General features: G+C 55.2%; 21 protein-coding genes. 14 read left to right on the top strand and 7 right to left on the bottom strand.

Annotated elements, in window-relative coordinates:
- Positions 1-63: 63 nt before the first annotated feature.
- The 5 genes from M2418_RS04400 to sfsA all read right to left on the bottom strand — a co-directional run bounded on the left by M2418_RS04400 (position 64) and on the right by sfsA (position 4,816).
- Positions 64-1,797, bottom strand: coding sequence for a TadG family pilus assembly protein (locus tag M2418_RS04400; protein ID WP_259144978.1), 1,734 nt, complete (start codon positions 1,795-1,797; stop codon positions 64-66).
- Positions 1,798-2,220: a TadE/TadG family type IV pilus assembly protein gene (locus M2418_RS04395; protein ID WP_192487700.1), complete on the bottom strand. Its 423-nt coding sequence runs from the start codon at positions 2,218-2,220 to the stop codon at positions 1,798-1,800.
- A 159-nt stretch (positions 2,221-2,379) separates the two neighbouring features.
- Complete coding sequence (radC, locus tag M2418_RS04390; protein ID WP_259144976.1) at positions 2,380-3,222, bottom strand: DNA repair protein RadC; 843 nt, start codon at positions 3,220-3,222, stop codon at positions 2,380-2,382.
- 3 nt (positions 3,223-3,225) lie between these two features.
- Complete coding sequence (gene map / locus M2418_RS04385) at positions 3,226-4,062, bottom strand: type I methionyl aminopeptidase (RefSeq protein WP_192487702.1); 837 nt, start codon at positions 4,060-4,062, stop codon at positions 3,226-3,228.
- Positions 4,063-4,093: 31 nt separating this feature from the next.
- Entirely contained in the window at positions 4,094-4,816 is a 723-nt protein-coding gene (gene sfsA, locus M2418_RS04380; protein WP_259144974.1) for a DNA/RNA nuclease SfsA, read from the bottom strand.
- Positions 4,817-5,034: 218 nt separating this feature from the next.
- Between sfsA and M2418_RS04375 the strand changes: the two genes are divergently transcribed.
- Positions 5,035-5,436, top strand: a complete 402-nt coding sequence (locus M2418_RS04375; protein WP_250982682.1) for a hypothetical protein — start codon at positions 5,035-5,037, stop codon at positions 5,434-5,436.
- A 384-nt stretch (positions 5,437-5,820) separates the two neighbouring features.
- On the opposite strand, the gene fnrN is transcribed toward M2418_RS04375, so the two are convergent.
- On the bottom strand, positions 5,821-6,546 hold the full coding sequence (fnrN, locus tag M2418_RS04370) for a transcriptional regulator FnrN (RefSeq protein ID WP_192487705.1): 726 nt from the start codon (positions 6,544-6,546) through the stop codon (positions 5,821-5,823).
- A 197-nt stretch (positions 6,547-6,743) separates the two neighbouring features.
- Between fnrN and hemN the strand changes: the two genes are divergently transcribed.
- The 9 genes from hemN to M2418_RS04325 all read left to right on the top strand — a co-directional run bounded on the left by hemN (position 6,744) and on the right by M2418_RS04325 (position 16,133).
- A complete protein-coding gene (gene hemN / locus M2418_RS04365) occupies positions 6,744-8,093 on the top strand; it encodes an oxygen-independent coproporphyrinogen III oxidase (protein WP_259144972.1) in 1,350 nt (449 codons plus the stop codon).
- Positions 8,094-8,211: 118 nt separating this feature from the next.
- Positions 8,212-8,496 carry an acyl carrier protein gene (locus M2418_RS04360; protein WP_192487707.1) on the top strand — a complete coding sequence of 95 codons (285 nt, stop codon included), beginning with the start codon at positions 8,212-8,214 and terminating at the stop codon, positions 8,494-8,496.
- 108 nt (positions 8,497-8,604) lie between these two features.
- A complete protein-coding gene (locus M2418_RS04355; protein WP_259144971.1) occupies positions 8,605-9,081 on the top strand; it encodes a 3-hydroxyacyl-ACP dehydratase FabZ family protein in 477 nt (158 codons plus the stop codon).
- A 185-nt stretch (positions 9,082-9,266) separates the two neighbouring features.
- Complete coding sequence (locus tag M2418_RS04350; RefSeq protein ID WP_259144970.1) at positions 9,267-10,463, top strand: beta-ketoacyl-ACP synthase; 1,197 nt, start codon at positions 9,267-9,269, stop codon at positions 10,461-10,463.
- Positions 10,464-10,475: 12 nt separating this feature from the next.
- A complete protein-coding gene (locus M2418_RS04345; RefSeq protein WP_259144969.1) occupies positions 10,476-11,762 on the top strand; it encodes a beta-ketoacyl-ACP synthase in 1,287 nt (428 codons plus the stop codon).
- 149 nt (positions 11,763-11,911) lie between these two features.
- A complete protein-coding gene (locus tag M2418_RS04340) occupies positions 11,912-12,940 on the top strand; it encodes a zinc-binding dehydrogenase (RefSeq protein ID WP_259144968.1) in 1,029 nt (342 codons plus the stop codon).
- Positions 12,940-13,875, top strand: coding sequence for a lipid A biosynthesis lauroyl acyltransferase (locus M2418_RS04335; RefSeq protein ID WP_405049376.1), 936 nt, complete (start codon positions 12,940-12,942; stop codon positions 13,873-13,875). The genes M2418_RS04340 and M2418_RS04335 overlap by 1 nt, the downstream gene beginning before the upstream one ends.
- 258 nt (positions 13,876-14,133) lie before the next feature.
- On the top strand, positions 14,134-14,808 hold the full coding sequence (locus M2418_RS04330; RefSeq protein ID WP_259144966.1) for a PAS domain-containing protein: 675 nt from the start codon (positions 14,134-14,136) through the stop codon (positions 14,806-14,808).
- A 638-nt stretch (positions 14,809-15,446) separates the two neighbouring features.
- Entirely contained in the window at positions 15,447-16,133 is a 687-nt protein-coding gene (locus M2418_RS04325; protein WP_259144964.1) for a PAS domain-containing protein, read from the top strand.
- A gap of 63 nt (positions 16,134-16,196) precedes the next feature.
- On the opposite strand, the gene M2418_RS04320 is transcribed toward M2418_RS04325, so the two are convergent.
- Entirely contained in the window at positions 16,197-16,997 is an 801-nt protein-coding gene (locus tag M2418_RS04320; RefSeq protein ID WP_259144963.1) for a TSUP family transporter, read from the bottom strand.
- 173 nt (positions 16,998-17,170) lie between these two features.
- Here M2418_RS04320 and M2418_RS04315 point away from each other — a divergent pair, with 173 nt between their 5' ends.
- From M2418_RS04315 to M2418_RS04300, 4 genes are all read left to right on the top strand, one after another.
- Positions 17,171-18,130, top strand: a complete 960-nt coding sequence (locus M2418_RS04315; RefSeq protein ID WP_250982673.1) for a nucleoside hydrolase — start codon at positions 17,171-17,173, stop codon at positions 18,128-18,130.
- A gap of 362 nt (positions 18,131-18,492) precedes the next feature.
- A complete protein-coding gene (locus tag M2418_RS04310; protein ID WP_192487893.1) occupies positions 18,493-19,713 on the top strand; it encodes an LL-diaminopimelate aminotransferase in 1,221 nt (406 codons plus the stop codon).
- A gap of 71 nt (positions 19,714-19,784) precedes the next feature.
- Complete coding sequence (locus M2418_RS04305) at positions 19,785-21,104, top strand: homoserine dehydrogenase (protein ID WP_250982672.1); 1,320 nt, start codon at positions 19,785-19,787, stop codon at positions 21,102-21,104.
- Positions 21,105-21,343: 239 nt separating this feature from the next.
- Positions 21,344-21,547, top strand: a complete 204-nt coding sequence (locus M2418_RS04300; RefSeq protein WP_259144960.1) for a hypothetical protein — start codon at positions 21,344-21,346, stop codon at positions 21,545-21,547.
- The last annotated feature ends 75 nt before the right edge of the window (positions 21,548-21,622 follow it).

Below are 21,622 nucleotides of genomic sequence, written 5' to 3'. Positions count from 1 at the left end.
AGCCGTCGGAGAAATCCGGCGGCTTTTTAGTTGGCTGTAGGAGAGTTCAGCAGAGGAGGAGAATTACTGCACGAGGGCAGGTTGCATGCAGCGCACATCCGTGACGCGTACATCAGCTTCACCGATCTTGATACCGAGGACCAGCAGCGTGTTGTAGAGCACGGTGTCGAGTGGTTTGGTAACCAGTGACAGGGTGTCTGCCAGAGCTGATGTAACAAGGGTCGGTGTTCCCAGTGTCAGGAACAGAACCTTGATATCAAGATCGAGATTTTTAAGCAGCGACTGGATCAGCGACGTCGCGGTATCCTTGGTCGAGACATTCTTGACGGTGCCTTGTGTTATGTCCGCCTGCGAGAAGGTGACTTTGGTTTTGGTCATGTTGGAGGCGGTGATCTGCGCCTTGCCAAGGATTTTCAACAATGCTGAATCCACCACCGCAGCCTGCACGACGCGCGGCGTTTTGCCAAAATTGTTGAATGCCGACGTATCGACATCGCCAAGCGCAATATCGGCGGCACCCGGCACCACGTCGACGTCAACCGTGCCCTGACCGCCACCGGTGCAGCGAATGGCAGCAAGACGTGCTTCGGACTGAGCTAGATCAATATAGATTGGCACGCGCACCCGAAGACCGGCAATAGCGCTCAAGCCATCCACCGCCACTTCGACGGCCAGACGTGTCTGCGCAGTACGAACGATGGTTCCCTGTCCACCCACTGCCAGAGCCGGGGTGCCAACCGGCGCCTCGCCGATGGCCAGCTTGATCTTGGTGGAGGCAAGACCGGGAATGCCGGCGCCGAGGTCGACGGCTATCTGCTGGCCACCATTGGCGGCAATGGCCGAGGCGTTGAGAAGGTCAAAGACGCTGGCCATGACCTTCAGATTGTCGCCGGCACCAATCAGCTGCTCCTGCACGGGGCCAAGATTGAGGACTTGAGCCAGTTTCAGGGTCAGCTGGGTTTTGTTGGCGGCACGTTCCAGTGTCTTCAACACCGTGGCAACTGCCGGTTTGACGCCGGTGGTCTTGCCCAGCACACTCAACAATTTACCGTAGGTAATGTCTGTGTTCAGCAGGTCCTTATAGGTACCTGCCGTTAGGTTAAGGTCGAGCGCCAGGGCATTGAGAACCTGCAACGCATTGATGTCTGCATCGATCAGCGCGTTGTAATCCATGACATTCAGATTGACGGTCGTGCCAAGCAACCCTCCGAGAATGGCATTGAGCAGACCGTTATTGACGCTGGTCAACCGTGAACCGATCGAAAAGGCTGCCAACTGGTTGCCTGACGCCGTGCCGCTTGCCGAAATGGTCGGAGCACTGGCAAAGGCACCGGCAAAAAAGATCTCGCCTTTTTCGGTAATCGTCACCTTCAGCGCATTGGTCGGTGTCGCATTGGGCACAAAACGCTGGCCAACCGCGATACTGGGATCAGGCTCGTAGCGACCTTTGATCACTTCGGCATAACCATTGGCACTGGTAAATGGCTTTTGCGGATCAAAAGGCACAACGCCATTGGCGGTGATCAGGCCCGCCGGGCTGACGACGCCAAGATTAAGGTTGTTCAGCTTGAAATATTGGGCGACGGATTGCTCCGGATTGTTGATATCTGCGACACCGGATATCGCCGCGAGATCGGCGGCCTGCTGGGCTTGACGTTTCTGGACGGTCAGATAACCATAGTCCACGCCCAGCGCCAGAATGCCGATGAGAATAGGGGACGTCAGTGCTGCCGTCAGCGCAATATTGCCGGATGTGTCGCCGCCGAAGCGACGGACGAGCTTCTCAAGATACCACATTCAGACTCCTCCGATCCTGATCGTGGAAAATCGCTTGATGCTTTTTTCCGGCAGGGCATAGGTATAAAGGTTCCAGATCGGCAGACCCCGGGCATCATACTCGATGGTCACAGTGAACTGGTTGGGATTGGATGGATCGCTTGCGACAGCAACGGTAAAGGCGTTCTTGTCGAGGAAGGCGTAGTTCAACGTGCTTTTCTTGACGAAATCCGTTGCCAGTGTTTCCCGTTCTTTTGTATTGAGCCCTGCAACAGCGGTGCGTGCAGCATCCGCCGCCACTTGCTGAACGGCGTAGGCTGCCGTCAGGTAAATGCCGTATGCGATCAAACTTAGCAGGATGAGGATGAACATCGGGGCGATGATTGCAAACTCGACTGCCGATGCGCCTGATTTATCGCGCAGCACACTACGTATTGAATGCATGATGCGTCCTGTTTTTCGTTTTATTATTATATTCGAATATACTGACGCTTATGTGTTAAAGAATCGTTGATGCGCGAGCGGGCAGCAACCTGCGCGGGAAGCGCTGAATAGTTTTGTTTTTACAGTGTCTTGGAAAAGGGCAGCGAACACACGCTGACGTTAGATAAGGCCCATGCCCTTGAAGCTGACATGACTATCCTTGCCGATGATGATGTGGTCATGCACCGTAATGCCGAGCGGCTTTGCCGCCTCGATAATTGTGCGGGTCATGTCGATGTCGGCGCGGGACGGTGCGGGGTCACCACTGGGGTGATTATGAGCGAGGATCAAGGCGGTTGCCGACAGTTCCAACGCCCGTTTGATGACCTCACGCGTATAGACGGGCGTATGGTCAACCGTGCCTGTTCCCTGTACCTCATCAGCAATCAGCACATTGCGTTTGTCGAGAAACAGAATTCGGAATTGCTCGCGCGTCTCATGCGCCATGGCGGCATGGCAATATTCGACCACTGCCGACCAGGAGCTTAAAATCTGCTTGTTGCGGATTTCGCTTTTCAGCGTGCGGTGGCCAATGGTCGAGATCAGCTTGATATCCAGCGCCACTGTCTCGCCAATGCCATTGACCTCCTGCAGCAGTGACGCAGGTGCGCCAAACACGCCGCTTAATGTGCCAAATCGGGCAAGCAATGCCTTGGCAATCGGTTTGGTGTCCTTGCGCGGGATGAGCCGAAACAGCAGCAGTTCAAGGATTTCATAATCGGCAAGCGAGGTGTCGCCATTGTCCCGGTAGCGGCTGCGCAGCCGATCTCGGTGGCCGTGATAATGATGGTCTACAGATGGGTCGGCCTTGGCTGGCGCTTTCGGTGTTTTACCTGTCGCTTCGGGTATGCCGAAGAAAACACGTTCGTCGGCTTCCGTCAGGGAAAGGTCAAGACTTTCCTGCCCGGCAGAGGTTGAGGCAAGTGCTTCATGTTCTGCTGTTCGGGCAGGGTCTCTGGCCATCGATCAAGCCTTGAGCGGAGCAAGGCCCGGCCGATCAAGGCCACCAGGCGACAGCGTGAAGATTTCACAGCCGGTCGCGGTCACGCCAACGGCATGTTCATATTGTGCGGTCAAGGAGCGGTCGCGGGTGACGGCCGTCCAGCCATCGGCCAGCACTTTGACATGCGGCTTGCCGAGATTGATCATCGGCTCGATGGTGAAGATCATGCCTTCACGCATTTCCGGACCTTCATGCGCTTCGCCATAGTGCAGGATGTTCGGCGTGTCGTGGAACAGCTTGCCAACCCCATGGCCGCAGAAATCGCGGACGACGGAGCAACGTGCCGCTTCCGCATGTGCCTGAATGGCGGCACCGATTGCGCCGGTGCGCGCGCCCGGACGGACAGCCGCGATACCCAGCATCAGGCATTCATGGGTCACTTCCAGCAGGCGCTCGGCAGCGCGCTTGATTTCACCCACCGGGTACATGCGGCTGGAATCACCATGCCAGCCATCGACGATATAGGTGACATCGATATTGACGATGTCGCCATCGCGCAGCGGCTTTTCATTGGGAATGCCGTGACAGACGACATGGTTGATCGATGTGCAGACCGACTTGGTGTAACCGCGATAATTGAGCGTGGCGGGCAGGGCGCCATGGTCCATGCCGAACTCGAACACAAAACGGTCGATCGTATCGGTGGCAACACCCGGTTTGACGATACTGGCAAGTTCATCGAGGCAGCGTGCAGTCAGCTGGCAGGCCTTTCGCATGCCCGCAAAATCCTCTGCATTATACAGCCGGATCGCCCCAGTATTCTTGAGTGGCGCAGAGGCTGCGTCGATATAGGTCACCATTGTCCGCTTTTCCTGTCGTTTTCTATACTGTTCATAAAACAGCAAGGCAGTGTTCGTCTATCGCAACCACCCCATCGACTGCAATTTCCAGCGGTGAAACACGACATTTTACCGCATAGGCTTCAACACCCTGCCGAATGGCGAGGTTGAAAGCCGCAGCGTAAACCGGATCGAGGTCAGAGCAAATCCGAAACTGGTCGCAGTCGTCGCGCTGGATCAGGTAGAGCATGACGGCACGGTGACCGGCCATTACCATGTTGCCAAGCTCCTGAAGGTGTTTGGTGCCGCGCAGTGTGGCGGTATCTGGAAACTCCGCCAGACCGGGCTGACGCATGAAATGCACGTTCTTGACCTCGACATAGGCATCCGCCCGGCCATCCGCTGACAGGAGAAAGTCGATTCGTGAGTTCTGGCCGTATTTCTGCTCGCGCCGCAATGTGTCGTAACCGGAGAGGGGGGCAATCACGTCGTTGCGGATTGCTTCTTCCGCCAGCCGATTCGGCATACCGGTGTTAATGCCGACGATTGTGCCGTCGGCTTCCACCAGTTCCAGCATATAGGCGTATTTCCGGGTGGGGCTGACGTTGTGTTGCGACAGCCATATGCGTGATCCGGGCTCGGTCAGGCCGCGCATCGAACCGGTATTGGGGCAGGAGCCGGTGATAAATGTACCATCTTCTAGTTCCGCGTCGAACAGGAAGCGTTTGTAGCGGCTGACAAGACGGGCGGGAACAAGGGGTGTGCTGAAAAACATGCGGCATATCTGGGCGTTTGGACATGAGGTTACAAGCCGATGCGTGACCCAGCTGTGGCCAAAGCAGCGATGAAGAATTGCTCCACAATATTTATAATCTTTGTATTTGCACATGCCGGGCGAAAACGAATACAAGTTGAGCCGCAGAGCCTGAATGATGAGCTGGCTGGCAAAGTGAAGAAGTTTTATCCTGCGGGATAATTGCCGGGACAAGATCGATGAAAAACAGTTTGATGATTGTCAAAGCAGGAACGCGACTGGTCCCCGGTGCTTTTGTTGCTGTGTTGCTGGCAGGTTGCACGACGCCGCAGCCGGTCGATACCACTGCCTCTTTTAATACTCGCCCGGTGGCGCAGGTTGTTGGCCCGCAGCCGGTGAGTTCCCAGCCTGCGGTCAAGCAAGACACCGGCACGTACCCAACCTTCTCAAAGCCACTGACTTCGGCTGCCGATCAGATGTCCGACACTGAGGCCATGGAACTGCAAAAGCGTCTTTCGTCGCTGGCGTCTGCCCGCAAGGCCGGGCGGGTCAGTGAGGCTGACTATCGCCGCCAGTTGCAGGAACTGCAAAACCTTGCCACGCATCACGGTGAGGATGCGCAGGCGCAGATCGCGCAGTAATCCCTTTCCAAATTTCCTTGATATGATGGCGCCTTCACGGAATTCTCCGGGGCGCCATTTTTATGTTTAACCGGGGTTTAAAACGCCATCTGCGTTTTTAGGTTTTGGCTTAATCGTTGAATTACTTGGTTTTTTAACGGCAAATCATGGTTTGCACGTTACAGTTCTCCCACGTCAATCAGGCCTTTCAGCAAGGCTTGAAGGGCGCTTGTCGCCGCCGGATCAGTGGCTGCGGTTTCTTGGGGACTGGGGAATGAAATTCGTTATCGCGGTGGTGCTGGCTTACGGAATCCTGTTTTCCGCAAGCGAAGCAAAGGCACCCTCTTTATTTATGATGCATGATTCGGCCGGAGTTTCGAGTTGGCAAATTCCCGGCCGGATTGCTCAGTCGTTGCCTGCCGCGTAGTTCAGGCGGTCGAGATCGCCCACGGTGACGTGACGATTGTTCTCGATGTGAATGACACCTTCCTTGCGCAGCTTGGTCATCTGACGGCTGACGGTCTCTATGGTAAGACCGAGGAAATCGGCGATATCGGCGCGTGACAAGGGCAGGTCGAAACTGGACTTGTCCTCATTTTCCGGATCGATATGGGTGGCAATCAGGTAGAGGAAGCTTGCGACCTTCTCCTGCGCAGACTTGCGACCAAGCGTCAGCATCCAGTCACGCGCTTCATCCAGTTCCTTCAGGGACTGGTCGTATAGCTTGTGCTCCATCTGCGGTGACTGGTTGAGAATGCGGTCCACCACATTGCGCGGGAAGATACAGATGTTGACATCCGTCGCCGCCTCAACCGTTGTGTTGCTTTCACCGACAAAGGGCCGGCCAAGGAAGTCCGGTGCAAATTGCAATCCGACAATCTGCTGACGACCGTCAGACATCATCTTGGACAGCTTCACCACGCCGTTGAGAATATTGGCGTAAGTGGAAATAGATTCGCCCTGGCCAATCAGCTCATTGCCCGCCTCAAGCTTGCGGCGGCTGGAATGTTTGCTGAGTTCCATCAGCTGCGCAGGGCTCAGGGAGCTGCACACCCCGCCATGGCGGGCCTCGCAGGAGCGACAGACAACTGGCTCTTCCGAGTTATGAATGTTCTTAAGCAGCGTATCCATGAGGCAATATCCGATAGTTGCGGTAAAGTGCCGAAAAATCGGCACAAATTTACCCTTCCCAGTTTCTTAACGAAGCCGAATGTCCCCCTACGACTATCTTTGCGGAATGTACGCCTTGATTTGATCGAAGTCAAAGTTGCAAACTGTCGCAGACGCTACTTTCGGGTTATGTTTAGAATGGCCAAGGTAGAAATTGCATGTCGGAAAAGCTTCTCGAAAAATATTCCGGCGCGGTTCCGCGTTACACGAGTTACCCTACTGCACCCCACTTCCACGAGGGGGTCAGGTGCGGCATTTATGCGCAATGGCTGGGCAAATTGGGCGATAGCGACAATTTGTCATTGTATTTGCACATACCTTATTGCGATCGCCTGTGCTGGTTCTGCGCCTGTCACACCAAGCACACGCTGAAATATGAGCCGATTGCCAGCTACCTCTCGTCACTGAAGCTTGAAATCGCAGCTGTCGGCCAGCGCATATCACGCGATGCCAGGGTAACCGCCGTGCATTTTGGTGGCGGTTCGCCAACCATGTTGAAGCCTGAAGATATGATTGATCTGATGGACTGTCTTCGCGCGGCGTTCAATTTTGCCGAGAACGCCGAAATCAGCGTGGAGATGGACCCCAACGATCTCGATGAGCCGCGATATGATGCGCTGGCCGCCATCGGCATGACCAGAGCAAGTCTTGGCGTGCAGGACTTCGACCCCAAGGTGCAGAAAACCATCAACCGCATTCAGACCTTCGAGCAGACGCGCTCGGTGGTGGAGGCGGTGCGGGCGAGGGGCGTACGTTCAGTCAATTGCGATATCCTTTACGGCTTGCCCTACCAGTCGCTGGACACGCTGGCGGAAACCGTCAGGTCGATTATTTCGCTGGATCCGGACCGCATTGCACTGTTTGGTTATGCCCATGTTCCATGGATGAAAAAACACCAGACCATGATCCCTGACGAAGCACTGCCTGATATTGCCGAGCGGTACCGGCAAATGACACTGGCTGGTGACATGCTGGTGGCGGCTGGTTATGAGGCAATCGGCATCGACCATTTTGCAAAGCCGGTCGATAGTCTGGCGGTTGCCTGTTCGAATGGTGATCTCAAGCGAAATTTCCAGGGTTATACCGATGATTGTGCCACGGCGCTGATTGGGCTTGGTGCATCTTCGATCGGCAAGCTGCCACAGGGGTATGTGCAGAACATGCCGGCGACCGGTGAATATCAGCGCATGGCTGAAACCGACGGCCTGTGCGTCGTGCGCGGTATTGAACTCAGTGACGATGACCGGGCCCGCGCCTGGGTCATTGAGCGCATCATGTGCGATTTTGCCTTCGACTTTGCCGAACTGGAGCATGAATTTGGCCGGGATCCATCAGGCATTATTGCCGAAGCAAAACTGTTTGCGGCACAAAACAGCGATGGTATTGCGCAGATAAAAGGTCAGGTCTTTTCGCTCACAGAGGCGGGAAAACCGTTTGCGCGCACGGTCGCTGCGGTGTTCGATAGTTACTTATCCACTGGAAAAGGTCGCCATTCGGTTGCTGTTTAAGCAACACATTGACAGCAAATTACACGTTCTTTGCTGGTACCCATTGGCTTTTCAACTTGATTTGCCTATGTGGTGCGTCTGATAAGCGTTATTTGAAGACAAAAGACAGACAAGGATTATGGGCGTGACAGCTACATTTGACAAGGTTGCCGACATCATCGCCGACACCAGCGAAATTGACCGGGAAACCATTACGCCGGAGAGCCACACAATCGACGATCTGGGCATCGACAGCCTTGATTTCCTCGACATCGTATTTGCGATCGACAAGGAATTCGGCATCAAGATCCCGCTCGAGCAGTGGACCCAGGAGGTCAACGAAGGCAAGGTAACGACAGAAGAATACTTCGTGTTGAAAAACCTCTGCGCCAAGATCGACGAACTGAAGGCCGCCAAGGGCTGATCTGTTCCGGCATCCGCAAATTTGCGGACCGCTGAGTGAGTTGAATATTGGTTTATATCCCTCACGCCGGAACCGGCGGGAGGGATTGTTTTATTAAGCGGAGGGCAAATGCTTCTCGAATATTTCCAGATGATCGACCACATCGAGTCTGTCGATAAAACGGCGCGCATATTGAAGGCACGCTCTGTTGTGCCGGCAAAAAGCCCGGTTTTTGAAGGTCATTTTCCCGGAATGCCGCTTGTTCCCGGTGTTTTGTTGATTGAAACCATGGCGCAGGCCTCCGGCATGCTGGTTCTCGGCCTGACCGATTTTGCCGCCATGCCGTTTTTGATGACGGTTGACGGTGCCAAGATGCGCACTTTCGTGGAGCCGGAAGCGGTTCTGGATATCGAAGCGTTTCTGGAACATGAAGGTTCCGGTTTTGCTGTGACCAAGGCCAAGATCACCTCTGGTGGCAAGAAGGTCTGTGACGCGCAGCTGAAACTGCGCACCATGCCGTTCAGCGATATTCCTCTTGGTCCAATCGTCAAGAAACGCGCAGAAGAAGTCGGCCTGATGGCTGCTCTTGCCGCCTCTGAAGGTTGAAAAACGCGCTATCAGCCGGTTCGACCGGTGAATAAACAAGGTTTTGAAGGCCTCGTTCGGGCCTTCGCCATTGCCAAGTCGTTTTGTGCGGATTATTCGGCAAGCATGTAATGCCGCAAGCTGGCGCAAACGCATGAACAGCGGACGCGAACCACGGTGGGTCCTGCAACCGCAGAGGATGACGTATGAGCAAATCTGACAATGATGTGGTGATAACAGGTGTTGGTATCGTGACCTGTCACGGTGTCGGTACTGAAGCGCATATCGCTTTGCTTTCCGCAAGTGTAGCGCCGGAAACGATTGTCGAGAGCGAGAAGTTCAAACCTTACCCGGTTCACCCTCTGCCCGAGATCGATTGGTCAACGCAGATCGGCCGCAAGGATCAGCGCCAGATGGAAAACTGGCAGCGCCTTGGCGTGTTTGCTGCAGGTCTTGCGCTGGATGATTCCGGTTTCAAGGAAGACGCAGACGCCTGCGCCACCATGGACATGATCGTTGCTGCCGGGGGCGGGGAACGTGACATCAACGTTGATACGTTGATCGTCGATGAAGCCTTGAAGCGCAACGACCGCGAAATTCTTCTCAATGAAAAGCTGACGACGGAATTGCGGCCGACGCTGTTCCTTGCCCAGCTTTCCAACCTGATGGCTGGCAATATTTCCATCGTGCACAAGGTCACCGGTTCGTCGCGCACCTTCATGGGCGAAGAAGCAGCCGGTATCTCTGCCGTCGAAACAGCCTTCCACCGCATCCGTTCGGGTGAATCAAGCCATGCCCTTGTTGGTGGTGCTTTCTCGGCCGAACGTCCCGACATGATTTTGCTGTTTGAAGCCATCAATGCCCACGCCCAGGGTGACTGGCAGCCATTGTGGTCGCGCAGCACTGATAATGGTGGTGGCATGATCACGGGTTCGGTCGGCGCATTCCTTGTTCTGGAATCGCGCAAACACGCCGTTGATCGTGGTGCAAAGATTTACGCCCGCATCGACGCCATCGAAGGTGACCGCGGCAACCGCGACGACGCGAAGATGGAAAAGCGCCTCGAGCGCCTGCTGTCTCCGGCTGGTGACGCGGGTGACACGCTTGTCCTGTCGGGCGCCAGCGGCTTCCATGACGTGACGAAGCGCGAAAAGGCTCTGCTGGAAAAGGCGCTGCCAAACGCTGTTATCCGCGGTTACAGCGGTGTTACCGGCCATGCGCTGGAAGCGCAGTTCCCGCTCGGTCTGGCACTGGGTGCGCTTGCCATTGAAAGCGGCGCAAAGCTGCCAGCCTTTGATGGCGCACAGGAAAAGCCGATGTCGACAAGCGCCAACACGGCAGTGGTCACCACCGTCGGCCACGTGCGTGGCGAAGGCGTCGCCGTTTTGTCCCGTGATGTTTGAGGAGTAAAAAAGATGGCATCATCCAGCTTCAAGGATCATCTCGGACGTCCAATCGTTGCCGTGACCGGCATGGGCATCATCACCTCGCTCGGACAAGGGCTTGAGGACAACTGGTCTGCACTGACATCAGGCAAATCAGGCATTCACAACATCACACGTTTCCCAACCGACGGCCTGTCGACCAAGATCAGCGGAACCGTTGATTTTATCGAAATTCCGGCGCCGAACTCGGTCGAGCGTTCCTACGCCTTTGCCCGCGAAACCACCATTGAGGCGCTGGCACAGGCCGGTCTGTCGGGTGATTTCGGTGGCCCGCTGTTTTTGGCTGCACCGCCAATCGAGCCGGAATGGAGCGCGCGCTTCGAACTGGCCGATCGTTCGCCACCGGCTGACCAGCCGGGCGATGCCTATAACCGCTTCCTCGCGGCCATGCGCCAGCGCCCGGATGCCGCGTTTCAGGAAGCAGCACTGTTCGGTGCCATTTCCGAGCGTCTGGCCGACCGGTTTGGCACACGCGGTCTGCCGGTAACGCTGTCCACGGCCTGTGCATCCGGCGCCACCGCCATTCAGTTGGGCGTTGAAGCCATTCGTCAGGGTCGTACAGACCGTGCACTGACGGTTGCGACCGATGGTTCGGTCAGCGCCGAGGCGCTGATCCGCTTCTCGCTGCTGTCGGCCCTTTCCACGCAGAACGACCCGCCGGAAAAAGCGTCCAAGCCATTCAGCAAGGACCGTGATGGTTTCGTGATTGCCGAAGGTGCGGCAACGCTGGTGCTGGAATCGCTCGAATCTGCCGTTGCACGCGGTGCCAAGGTTCTCGGCATCATCAAGGGTGCTGGCGAAAAGGCCGACAGCTTCCACCGCACACGCTCCTCGCCAGATGGCGCACCTGCCATTGCAACCATCCGTGCGGCTCTCTCGGATGCCGGTATCGCGCCAGAGGGCATTGGTTACATCAATGCACACGGCACCTCGACGCCGGAAAATGACAAGATGGAATATGGCGCGATGCTGGCCGTGTTCGGTGAAGGCCTGAAGGACATTCCATTGTCGTCCAACAAGTCGATGATCGGCCACACGCTGACGGCAGCTGGTGCGGTTGAGGCGGTGTTCTCGCTGCAGACCATGCTGACCGGCACCTTGCCGCCGACCATCAACTACACCAATCCCGACCCGGCCATCGCGCTCGACGTCGTGCCAAATGTGAAGCGGGAAGCTCAGGTCAGTGCCGTGCTGTCCAACTCCTTCGGTTTCGGCGGACAGAACGCAAGCCTTGTCATGACACGGGAACCGGCTTAATCGGTTTCCCAACGGCACCGGCTCGCATGACTGAACAGGTTTATGGGGCCGGATGCAGAAATTCAAAAGGGTGAGCGTCCCTTGTGTGTCATGTCAGACGCGCGGGCGCTCTCAACCAAACAAAACGCCTTCGGGCGAAGGACTTTATCATGCGCGCCTTGCAACTCGTTGATGACCGTAAACTTGAAAGAGTGGAACTGCCGGAGCCGGAAGCACCAGCACCGGGTGAAGTAACGCTTCGGGTCAAGGCTGTTGCGCTGAACCACATCGACGTCTGGGGCTGGCGCGGCATGGCATTTGCCAAGCGCAAGATGCCACTGACGATCGGCGCGGAAGCCTCCGGTGTTGTTGAGGCCATCGGCCCTGGCGTATCCAACGTTCTGCCAGGCCAGCTGGTCTCGATCTATGGCGCACGCATCTGTGGTCTGTGCAAGCCATGCCGTGAGGGCAGGGACAACCTGTGCGAACACGTTTCTGGCGTGCACGGTTTCCACCTTGATGGTTTTGCGCAGGAAAAGATCAATATTCCAGCCCGCCAGCTGGTACCTGCGCCAAACGGTGTGGATGCTGTGGCTGCTGCGCTCGCGCCGGTGACCTTTGGTACGGTTGAACATATGCTGTTTGACAATGCCAAGCTTGAGCCGGGCGAAACGATCCTGATCCATGCCGGTGGTTCCGGCATTGGCTCGGCTGCCATTCAGCTGGCCAAGAAGATGGGTTGCACCGTCATCACCACAGTTGGTTCCGACGACAAGATTGAACGCGCCAAGGCACTGGGTGCCGACCACGTCATCAACTACCGCACCGACCGCTTCGAAGGCGTTGTGCGCAAGCTGACCAAGAAAAAAGGCGTTGACGTTGTGTTCGAACACGTTGGCAAGGACACATGGGCCGGTTCCATGTTCTCGCTGAAGCGTGGCGGCCGTCTGGTGACCTGTGGTTCGACGTCGGGTGTTTCGACCGACATCAACCTGATGATGCTGTTCCAGCAGCAGCTCAAGCTGCTCGGCTCCTTCGGTTGCCGTATGGAAAATATGGCCAATGCCATGCAGAAGATGGCGCGCGGCATCGTACATCCCGTTATCGACACCGAAGTGACCTTTGACGATATTGACCGTGCGTTGGAGCGCATGGAAACCCGTCAGGTATTCGGTAAAATCGTTCTCAGAATGGATTGATGCCCGTGAAGATGCTTGTGACGCGCATCGTCTTGGCGCTGATGCATTTTCGGCAATGGCTGATTGCGCAATTTGCGTTTGGCCTGCTGAATTTCCTGAAGCTGTTCCCGGCTGATCCGGCCATGCGTTTTGCGGAACGTTTTGCCAGATGGGTTGGCCCCAAGACCAAGCGTCACAAGCTGATGCTCTATAATCTGGAGCGCGCATTCCCTGAGAAGTCGCAGCAGGAACGTCTTGATATCGCCATGGACAGTTGGGCGAATATGGGCCGTCTGGCGGCGGAATATGTATTTCTGGACCGGTTGTTCGACTTTGATCCGGAAAACGCCACGCCAGGCCGCATTGAGGTCGAAGGTATCCCGATCTTCCTCGACCTGCGTGATAATCCGCGACCTTTCATCGTGTTTACTGCCCATACCGGCAACTTCGAACTTCTGCCCGTGGCAGGCTCTGCCTTTGGCCTGATGGTCACTGTGCTGTTTCGCCCACCGAACAACCCTTATATTGCTGACAAGGTATTCAACTTCCGCCGTGCACGCATGGGCGATCTTGTTCCCTCGCATGCCGGTTCATCTTTCGCGCTAGCGCGCCAGTTGGAACGGGGCGGTGGGGTTGGCGTGCTGGTTGACCAGAAGTTCAACAAGGGTCTGTCGACGCAGTTCTTCGACCTTGACGTGAAAACCAACCCGCTGGTTGCCAAGCTGGTTCGCCAGTTCAATTGTGAGGTCTATCCAGCCCGTTGCATCCGTTTGCCTGACAACCGCTACCGCCTGGAAATCGAGCCAAAGATAACGATCCCGGTTGACGAGAAGGGCAATGTCGATGTGGCCGGAACGGCCCAGTTGTTGAACGACAAGGTTGAAAGCTGGGTGCGGGAATATCCGGGCCAGTGGCTGTGGTACCACGACCGTTGGAACATCAAATCCAAGCTTTGAAATACCTTTCGGGTCTCGAAAATCACGAAACCTTGGCACCAGCTTCAGAATATATAAAACCCGTGGATTTCGGCGGTTAACCACACCAAGAGTAGCGGTTTGTAAACGCTTATGTTTTTGTGATATTAGTCGGTCATGGGTTTGAATGTTTTGGTTGATAGGTCTCAAGCATGTCCTGATCTCTGTGGAGGGACTGTGATTTCGGAGGTTCATCGATAATTGCATGCGGATTGCGATAATCTTCTCGGGAGAGTTGCGTTGAAGACTTTGGTTGAGCGGTTCTGGCAACAATATGCACGACTGAGACATGCGGTCGAAACCAACGACGCGACCGCCGTGGAGGCCCTGGATCGTGAGCTTGATCCGATCCTTGAAGCGATCATCCACAAGGAAACCCGAAACCCTGATGAGATCCGGATCCAGTTCCAGTTCGCAATTGATTTGCTGAACGAGGAGGCTGAGGATTTTGCTGGTGTCCAGCGCAACACAGAGTTGCTGAAAACTCTGGTAAACCGCTACATCGGCAAGGGTTATTCCCCCAACGACAAGGACGGCAAAGAGCACACCGTTCTGGATGAGGCATGGTTTGACGAGCAGTCCGACCGCATCATCGTGGTATCTACGGATTACCGTATCTTTTATTGCAATGCTGCCAATGCCAGCCGCTATTCGCTGTCTGTCGCCGATATGCTTGGCAAGCACATTGCGGAGTTTGTCGGTCTGCACCGCTTCCAGCATGGCCTGAAGGAAAAGCTGGTTCAGTGCTTCCAGGGTGAGGCAACGCAGTTTACCTACGCGGAAGATAATGATGGTCGCACCATCGTCGTTTCGCTTGGTCTCACACCTTGCTACTCGTCATCAGGCACGCTTCTCGGTGCGATGATTGTTCTGCAGGAAGCAGCCGATCGCCGCAGACGTTCCGGCGCTGCCTGAAACATTCCTTTGATTATTCCTGACCGCAATTGCTGCAACCGACACCGGTCGCCATGCGGTCAGCGTGTTATTTTCGGACATTGAACTGATTCACAATCTGGCACAGCTGTTTCATAATGAGACAGGTGAGGGCGGCTGTGCGCCGATCTGGAATCCCCAATTCGGACAAATTCCCACATATTGATTTGTCTAAAATCTGTTTCAAAATTGCGACACTTTGGGTGCTTTCCAGTCCGTGATGATTTGTTTTTTGAAGTATCGGAAATTTATTTATTTAAAATTTTCACGTAAATCATGTCCTGTATTTTGAAATAAAGTAAAAATAAATATCATTTTTTATGTTGATGCCTGTTTCATCTGTTTTTGATTTTAATTGTGTATTGTTTTCGATTTTTCTGAATTATCCAGGGTGATTTTCAGGAATATATTTAAGAAATAATAGTGTTTGCTGTGTTTTTGCTTTTGCTAAATTCAAAGAATCTAATTCAGCCGTCATTTGACTGATTGAATGTGAGGGGTCGTCATGTTAGTGCCTTCCAGCAAAGAATGTGCGGGCATTTGACCATTCTCGCACACGGACATCCGTCGCCTGTTTTTACCGCAGCACGGATATCTGGCAGACTATTTTGGAGACTGGCATGTTGGGGCTTTTCGAAGCGTTTTCGACAAAATGTTTGCAATTGCAGCAGGCCGTATCTGCCGGACATGACGAGCTGGTCCGGGCTCTCGACCGTGAGTTGGACCCGCTCATCGGCATCATCCTGTCCTATAAAGCGGAAAATGCCTATGAAATGCATATGCAGATGCAGTTTCTGGCGGCGCTGATCCGTGAAGATGCGGATGATCCGTCAAGCGTGCTGCGCCATTCGGCTGCCATGTCGATGCTGATCGACCGTTATTTCGCCGACAGCACCATGCAGGCGGAAGACGCTCGCCCCGCTATTGTCGAGACAAGAGCAAAACAGCAGGTCTATCCTGATATGTTGTTCAGCGAAGTTGTACTGGATCTGCTGCCAGACCGGGTGGTGGTGATCACCACCGATTGCCGTTTTCTCTACGCCAACAAGCGTTATTCGAAATATTTCAACAGAACGCCACTATCTTTGATCGGCTCATCGATTTCAGAGCTGGTCGGCAGCGAATATTTTGAAATGAAGATCAAGCCCCGCCTTGATCGTTGTTTTGAAGGGGAAAGCCTTGATTATACCCATGAGCCGTGGGGGCAGGGCGAACGGATGGCCCGTTACCGCATGACGCCGCTTCGTTGTGCTGATCACCGCATTGCCGGTGCCATCGTCGTCATGCAAGACTTGCATGAGGCCTGAGGCACGGCATTGCGCCGTGCCATTGTCTGATTGATTGATGGTCCCGCGACCGGGACCTTATTTTCAGAAGCCGAAGACTGCCGTCATCCGCGCCCACAGGGCAGGGTCGACCTGACCAATGATCAAGCGTGCCGCCATGGCAAGGCAGGAGATGATCAGCAGGGGACGGATCAGCTTTGCGCCATTTTTCATGGCGAAGTGCGAACCAAGCTGCGCGCCAATGAACTGGCCGATACCCATGACAAAACCGATTTTCCACAACACGGCGCCGCTGATGGTGAACACAATGAAGCTGCCGACATTGGAGCCGAAGTTCAAAAGCTTGGTGTGAGCTGTGGCTTTCAGCATGCCGTAACCGGCCAGCGACACGAAGGCCAGCATGAAGAACGATCCGGTACCGGGGCCGAATATACCGTCGTAAAAACCGATCAGCGGCACGACCGTGCAGCCGAACATAAAGGATGAAATGCGTCTGTGGCGGTCCTGATCGCTCAGCTGCTGTTTGAACGCGAAATAAAGCGCAATGCCAACCAGCAGGAACGGCATGATAAAACGCAGCACTTCGGCCGGTACAAAGGCGGCTGCAATGGCGCCGAATACGCCGCCCACCATCGACAAAAGCGCCATCGGCATCTGGCTTTTCAGGTCCACCAAACCGCGCTTGGTATAGGCGTAAGTGGCAGAGGCCGAACCGAACTGTGATTGCAGCTTGTTAGTGCCCAGCGCCTCAAGCGGTGGAATGCCCATGATCAGCATGGCCGGAATGGTAATCAGCCCGCCGCCGCCAGCAATGGAATCGATAAAGCCGGCAACAATGGCGACAACAAACAAGGTGGAAAGCAGGTGCAACGTGACGTCGGTCAAGGTGAGAATTCCGGGAGGGGCAAAAGATGACAGCGTTATTGTCACTGAAGCCGATGCTTGGCAAACGCTATTTCAGGTCACGTTAGGGATTGCGGATGCGCCGCTTATGATTAATGTGCCCGCACCCGGCGGCACATCAGCCGGCATAAAAAGATTTTGCGGAGCATACTGAAATGCATAAGGTGATATTTGATACGGATCCCGGCGTCGATGACGCAATGGCCCTGCTTTTCCTTCACAGGCACCCGGAGATCGATCTGATAGGCATCACCACGGTTTTCGGGAATGCGCCGATTGAGATCACGACGCGCAACGCGCTTTTCCTCAAGCAGCAATGGGGCATTTCCGCACCGGTCGCCAAGGGTGCCAATGTGACGTTTGATCCGTCCCGTCCCGAGGGACATTGGCCGACCTTCATCCACGGTGAAAACGGTCTGGGCGACATCGATATCCCCGAGACCATCGACCTGCCGGTCGATCCGCGTCCGGCCCACCATTTCCTGATCGAAACGGTGAAGGCCAATCCGGGCGAGGTGACGATCATTGCGGTTGGACGCATGACCAACCTTGCACTGGCATTGCGCGAAGATCCGGATTTTGCCGCACTGGTGAAAGACGTCATCATCATGGGTGGTGCATTCGACATTAACGGCAACGTATCGCCAGCCGCCGAAGCCAATATTCATGGTGACCCGGAAGCGGCCGATCTGGTGTTTACCGCACCCTGGCGCGTCACCATCGTTGGTCTGGATGTCACGACCAAGACCGTGATGACCTCGAAATTCATGGATGACATGGCAAAAGCAGGCGGCAAGCCGGTGCAACTGCTGTCAGACCTGTCGCAGTTCTACATCGAGTTCTACAAGGAACGCACCGGCGACGGCATGGTCGTGCATGACAGCTGCGCCTGCGTTTATCTGGTGGCGCCGGAACTGTTTGAGACACGCAGCGGCCCGGTTCGCGTGGTATGCGGTGGTCTGGCCGATGGTGCGACCATCCAGAAACCGGATGGTCGTGGTTTCCCGCCAGGCTACTGGGATGGTCATCCAAGCCAGCTCGTTTGCACCGATATCAAGCCGGATGCGGTGCTTTCGCTCATCCGTTCTGTCATCGTGGACGGCAAGCACGCCTGATTGTCAGGCCGATTGCAGCAAAATGGCCGGTTTCCGGCCATGGTTGCCTTGCATTCAAACCAAAACTGGCGTTAAGCAAAAACGTGTTTACGCATCACTGCGTCGGATCGGCTGCCGTAAAAAAAGCTTATATCCGACACATCCATGCGCCACTTCATCTCAATGCAGATGACGATGTCCGGCGACATGGGATGGAGTGATCAGGCTGGCGCCAATTGACCGGTTAAATCGTTAGGATTTTCCGATCTTTGCGCTACAATACCAGAATCTGCAGGATGTGTTCGTGTCGGCAGGTTACTGTAATAAAAACGAACTTTCGCAAATGCGCCGGGCAGTGCTGGCGCATTTTCATGAGGAAGAAGATGGAAGAGTTTCACAAGGTCAAGCGTCTGCCGCAATACGTATTCGAACAGGTAAACCGTTTGAAAGCGAGCGCACGAGCGGGTGGCGCGGATATTATTGACCTTGGCATGGGAAACCCGGATCTTCCGACCCCGAAAGCGATTGTCGACAAGCTGTGTGAGGTCGTTCAGGACCCACGTACCCACCGCTATTCCTCGTCCAAGGGCATTCCCGGTCTTCGCAAGGCGCAGGCCGCCTATTACGCCCGTCGTTTTGGCGTAAAGCTCAACCCCGATACCCAGGTTGTTGCGACACTCGGCTCCAAGGAAGGCTTCGCCAACATGGCGCAGGCAATCACTGCACCGGGCGACGTTATTCTCTGCCCGAACCCGACCTATCCGATCCATGCTTTCGGCTTCTTGATGGCTGGCGGTGTTATCCGCTCCATGAATGTCGAGCCGGATGAGACATTCTTTGGCCCGCTGGAGCGCGCTGTGCGCCACTCCATTCCAAAGCCATTGGCGCTGATCATCAACTACCCGTCCAACCCGACGGCGCATGTTGCATCGCTTGATTTCTACAAGGATATCATCGCATTCGCCAAGAAGCATGACATCATCGTGCTGTCGGATTTGGCCTATTCGGAAATCTACTTCGACGAAAATAACCCACCACCATCGGTGCTGCAGGTTCCAGGTGCCATGGATGTGGCCGTTGAGTTCACCTCCATGTCCAAGACCTTCTCAATGCCCGGCTGGCGCATGGGCTTTGCGGTGGGTAACGAGCGTCTGATCTCGGCTTTGACCCGTGTAAAGTCCTATCTGGACTACGGCGCTTTCACGCCGATCCAGGTTGCCGCCACCCACGCGCTGAACGGCGATGGCTCCGATATTGCCGAAGTGCGCAATGTCTACCGTCGCCGCCGCGACGTGATGGTTGATACCTTTGGCAAGGCTGGTTTTGAAGTGCCACCACCGGCCGCCACCATGTTTGCATGGGCCAAAATTCCGGAAAAGTTCCGTCATCTCGGTTCGCTCGAGTTTTCCAAACTGCTCGTCGAAAAGGCCGATATTGCGGTTGCTCCGGGTGTTGGCTTCGGCGAAATGGGCGATGATTATGTTCGTCTGGCTCTCGTTGAAAACGAACACCGCATTCGTCAGGCTGCGCGCAACTTGAAGCGCTTCCTGTCCACAGCTGATGAAACGATGCATAACGTCGTTTCTCTGAACGCTCACCGTTAATAACGGGGGAAACTCCCTGGGTGGCCGGTCCCGGCCACCTGTTATTACCAAAACAAATCAGGATTATACCAATGGCAGATTCATTGAGAATCGGCATAGCGGGGCTCGGCACCGTCGGCTCGTCGCTTGTGCGCATCATCCAGCAGAGAAGCAACGAGCTTGCGATTACCTGCGGACGCGCGATTGAGATTATTGCCGTTAGCGCGCGCGACCGTTCGCGCGACCGTGGCATTGATCTCACCGGTATTACCTGGTTTGACACACCCGAGCAGATGGCAGCCGAAGCTGAGATCGATGTGTTCGTTGAACTGGTTGGCGGTGCATCTGGCCCAGCCAAGGCAGCAGTCAGAACAGCGCTTGCTCGCGGTCTCCACGTGGTGACAGCCAACAAGGCATTGCTTGCCAAGCACGGTGTGGAACTGGCAACTACGGCAGAAGAGAAGGGCGTTCTCCTGAACTTCGAAGCTGCGGTGGCCGGTGGTATTCCCGTTATCAAGGCACTGCGTGAATCCCTGACCGGCAACCACGTGTCCCGAATCTACGGTATCATGAACGGTACCTGCAATTACATCCTGACTAAGATGGAGAAGGAAGGCCTGTCCTTTGAGACGTGCCTGAAGGAAGCGCAGCGTCTTGGTTACGCTGAAGCGGACCCAGCCTTTGACATCGAGGGCAATGACACCGCTCACAAGCTTGCCATTTTGACGACGCTGGCATTCGGCAACAAGATTGCAGCTGACGACATCTATCTCGAAGGTATCACCAATATCTCGATTGAAGATATCCATGCCGCCGCCGATCTCGGTTACCGCATCAAGCTGCTCGGCGTTGCACAGATGACTGAGTCCGGCATTGAACAGCGCGTTCACCCAACCATGGTGCCGCTGGATTCCGTGATTGCGCAGGTGGATGGCGTGACCAACGCTGTCGCCATCGAATCCGACATCCTCGGTGAATTGCTGATGGTTGGCCCCGGCGCCGGTGGTAATGCAACGGCATCTGCCGTTCTCGGCGATATCGCCGACATCGCCAAGAGCCGTCCTGGCATTCAGCAGGTTCCGGTGCTTGGCCGTCCGGCCAAGTCGCTGGAAAAGTACCGCCGCGCCAAGATGAAGAAACACGAAGGCGGTTACTTCATCCGCCTGACTGTCGCTGACCGCGCCGGCGTGTTTGCCAGCATCGCGACAAGCATGGCTGAAAATGGCATTTCGCTGGAATCGATCGTGCAGCGCTCGCGCGCCCAGACGCCGGATGCCCCGCAGACAATCGTGCTGGTGACCCACGCAACGATGGAAGATGCCGTTCGCAAGGCCGTCGCCTCCATCAAGAGCCAGGCTTACCTGACGGATGAACCGCAGGTCATCCGAATCGAGCGCACAAAGGCTGCCTGATTCGCGCCGCATTTCGGTTTTCGCACCGAATTTCGGTTCCATTTTGACATTATCGATGCCCTGCCGCTGGTTATGACCACGGCGGGGCATTCGCTTTTACAAAATGTGACTGCCATAAGCCCCGATAGCCGCCTTTGAGTACTCTATTTTGCTTACTCAGTAAGGAGTAAGGCTGGTCAAGGGCGTTAAGTGACAGTACCATGACATCAACTGAAATCACCAAGCGAGGGAGGCGCGTCGTGAGTTCAATTGTACTGTTCAAGGATATTGGTCCTGTCGAAAAGGCAGAGGTTCATCCTCTGCCAAACTTTTCGAACGACAATTTTGCCCTGTGTGAAAATGAAGAAAGTTTCGCCCGACGTAACTGGGCGGTGCTGACCATTCTGCTGTCCGTCGTGGCCAGCAGCGTCGGAGCCTTGGCTCTGCCGATTGTTCTGGGCTGATTTGACACGATAACAGCCACCATGTCTGAGGAGGGTGGTGGCTGTTGTGACGGTCTGGAAACTGCATGCTTTCCG

The sequence above is a fragment of the Rhizobium sp. BIGb0125 genome (assembly GCF_024810055.1).
Taxonomy (GTDB): Bacteria; Pseudomonadota; Alphaproteobacteria; order Rhizobiales; family Rhizobiaceae; genus Agrobacterium.
This window is presented reverse-complemented; position numbering and strand designations above follow the sequence as displayed.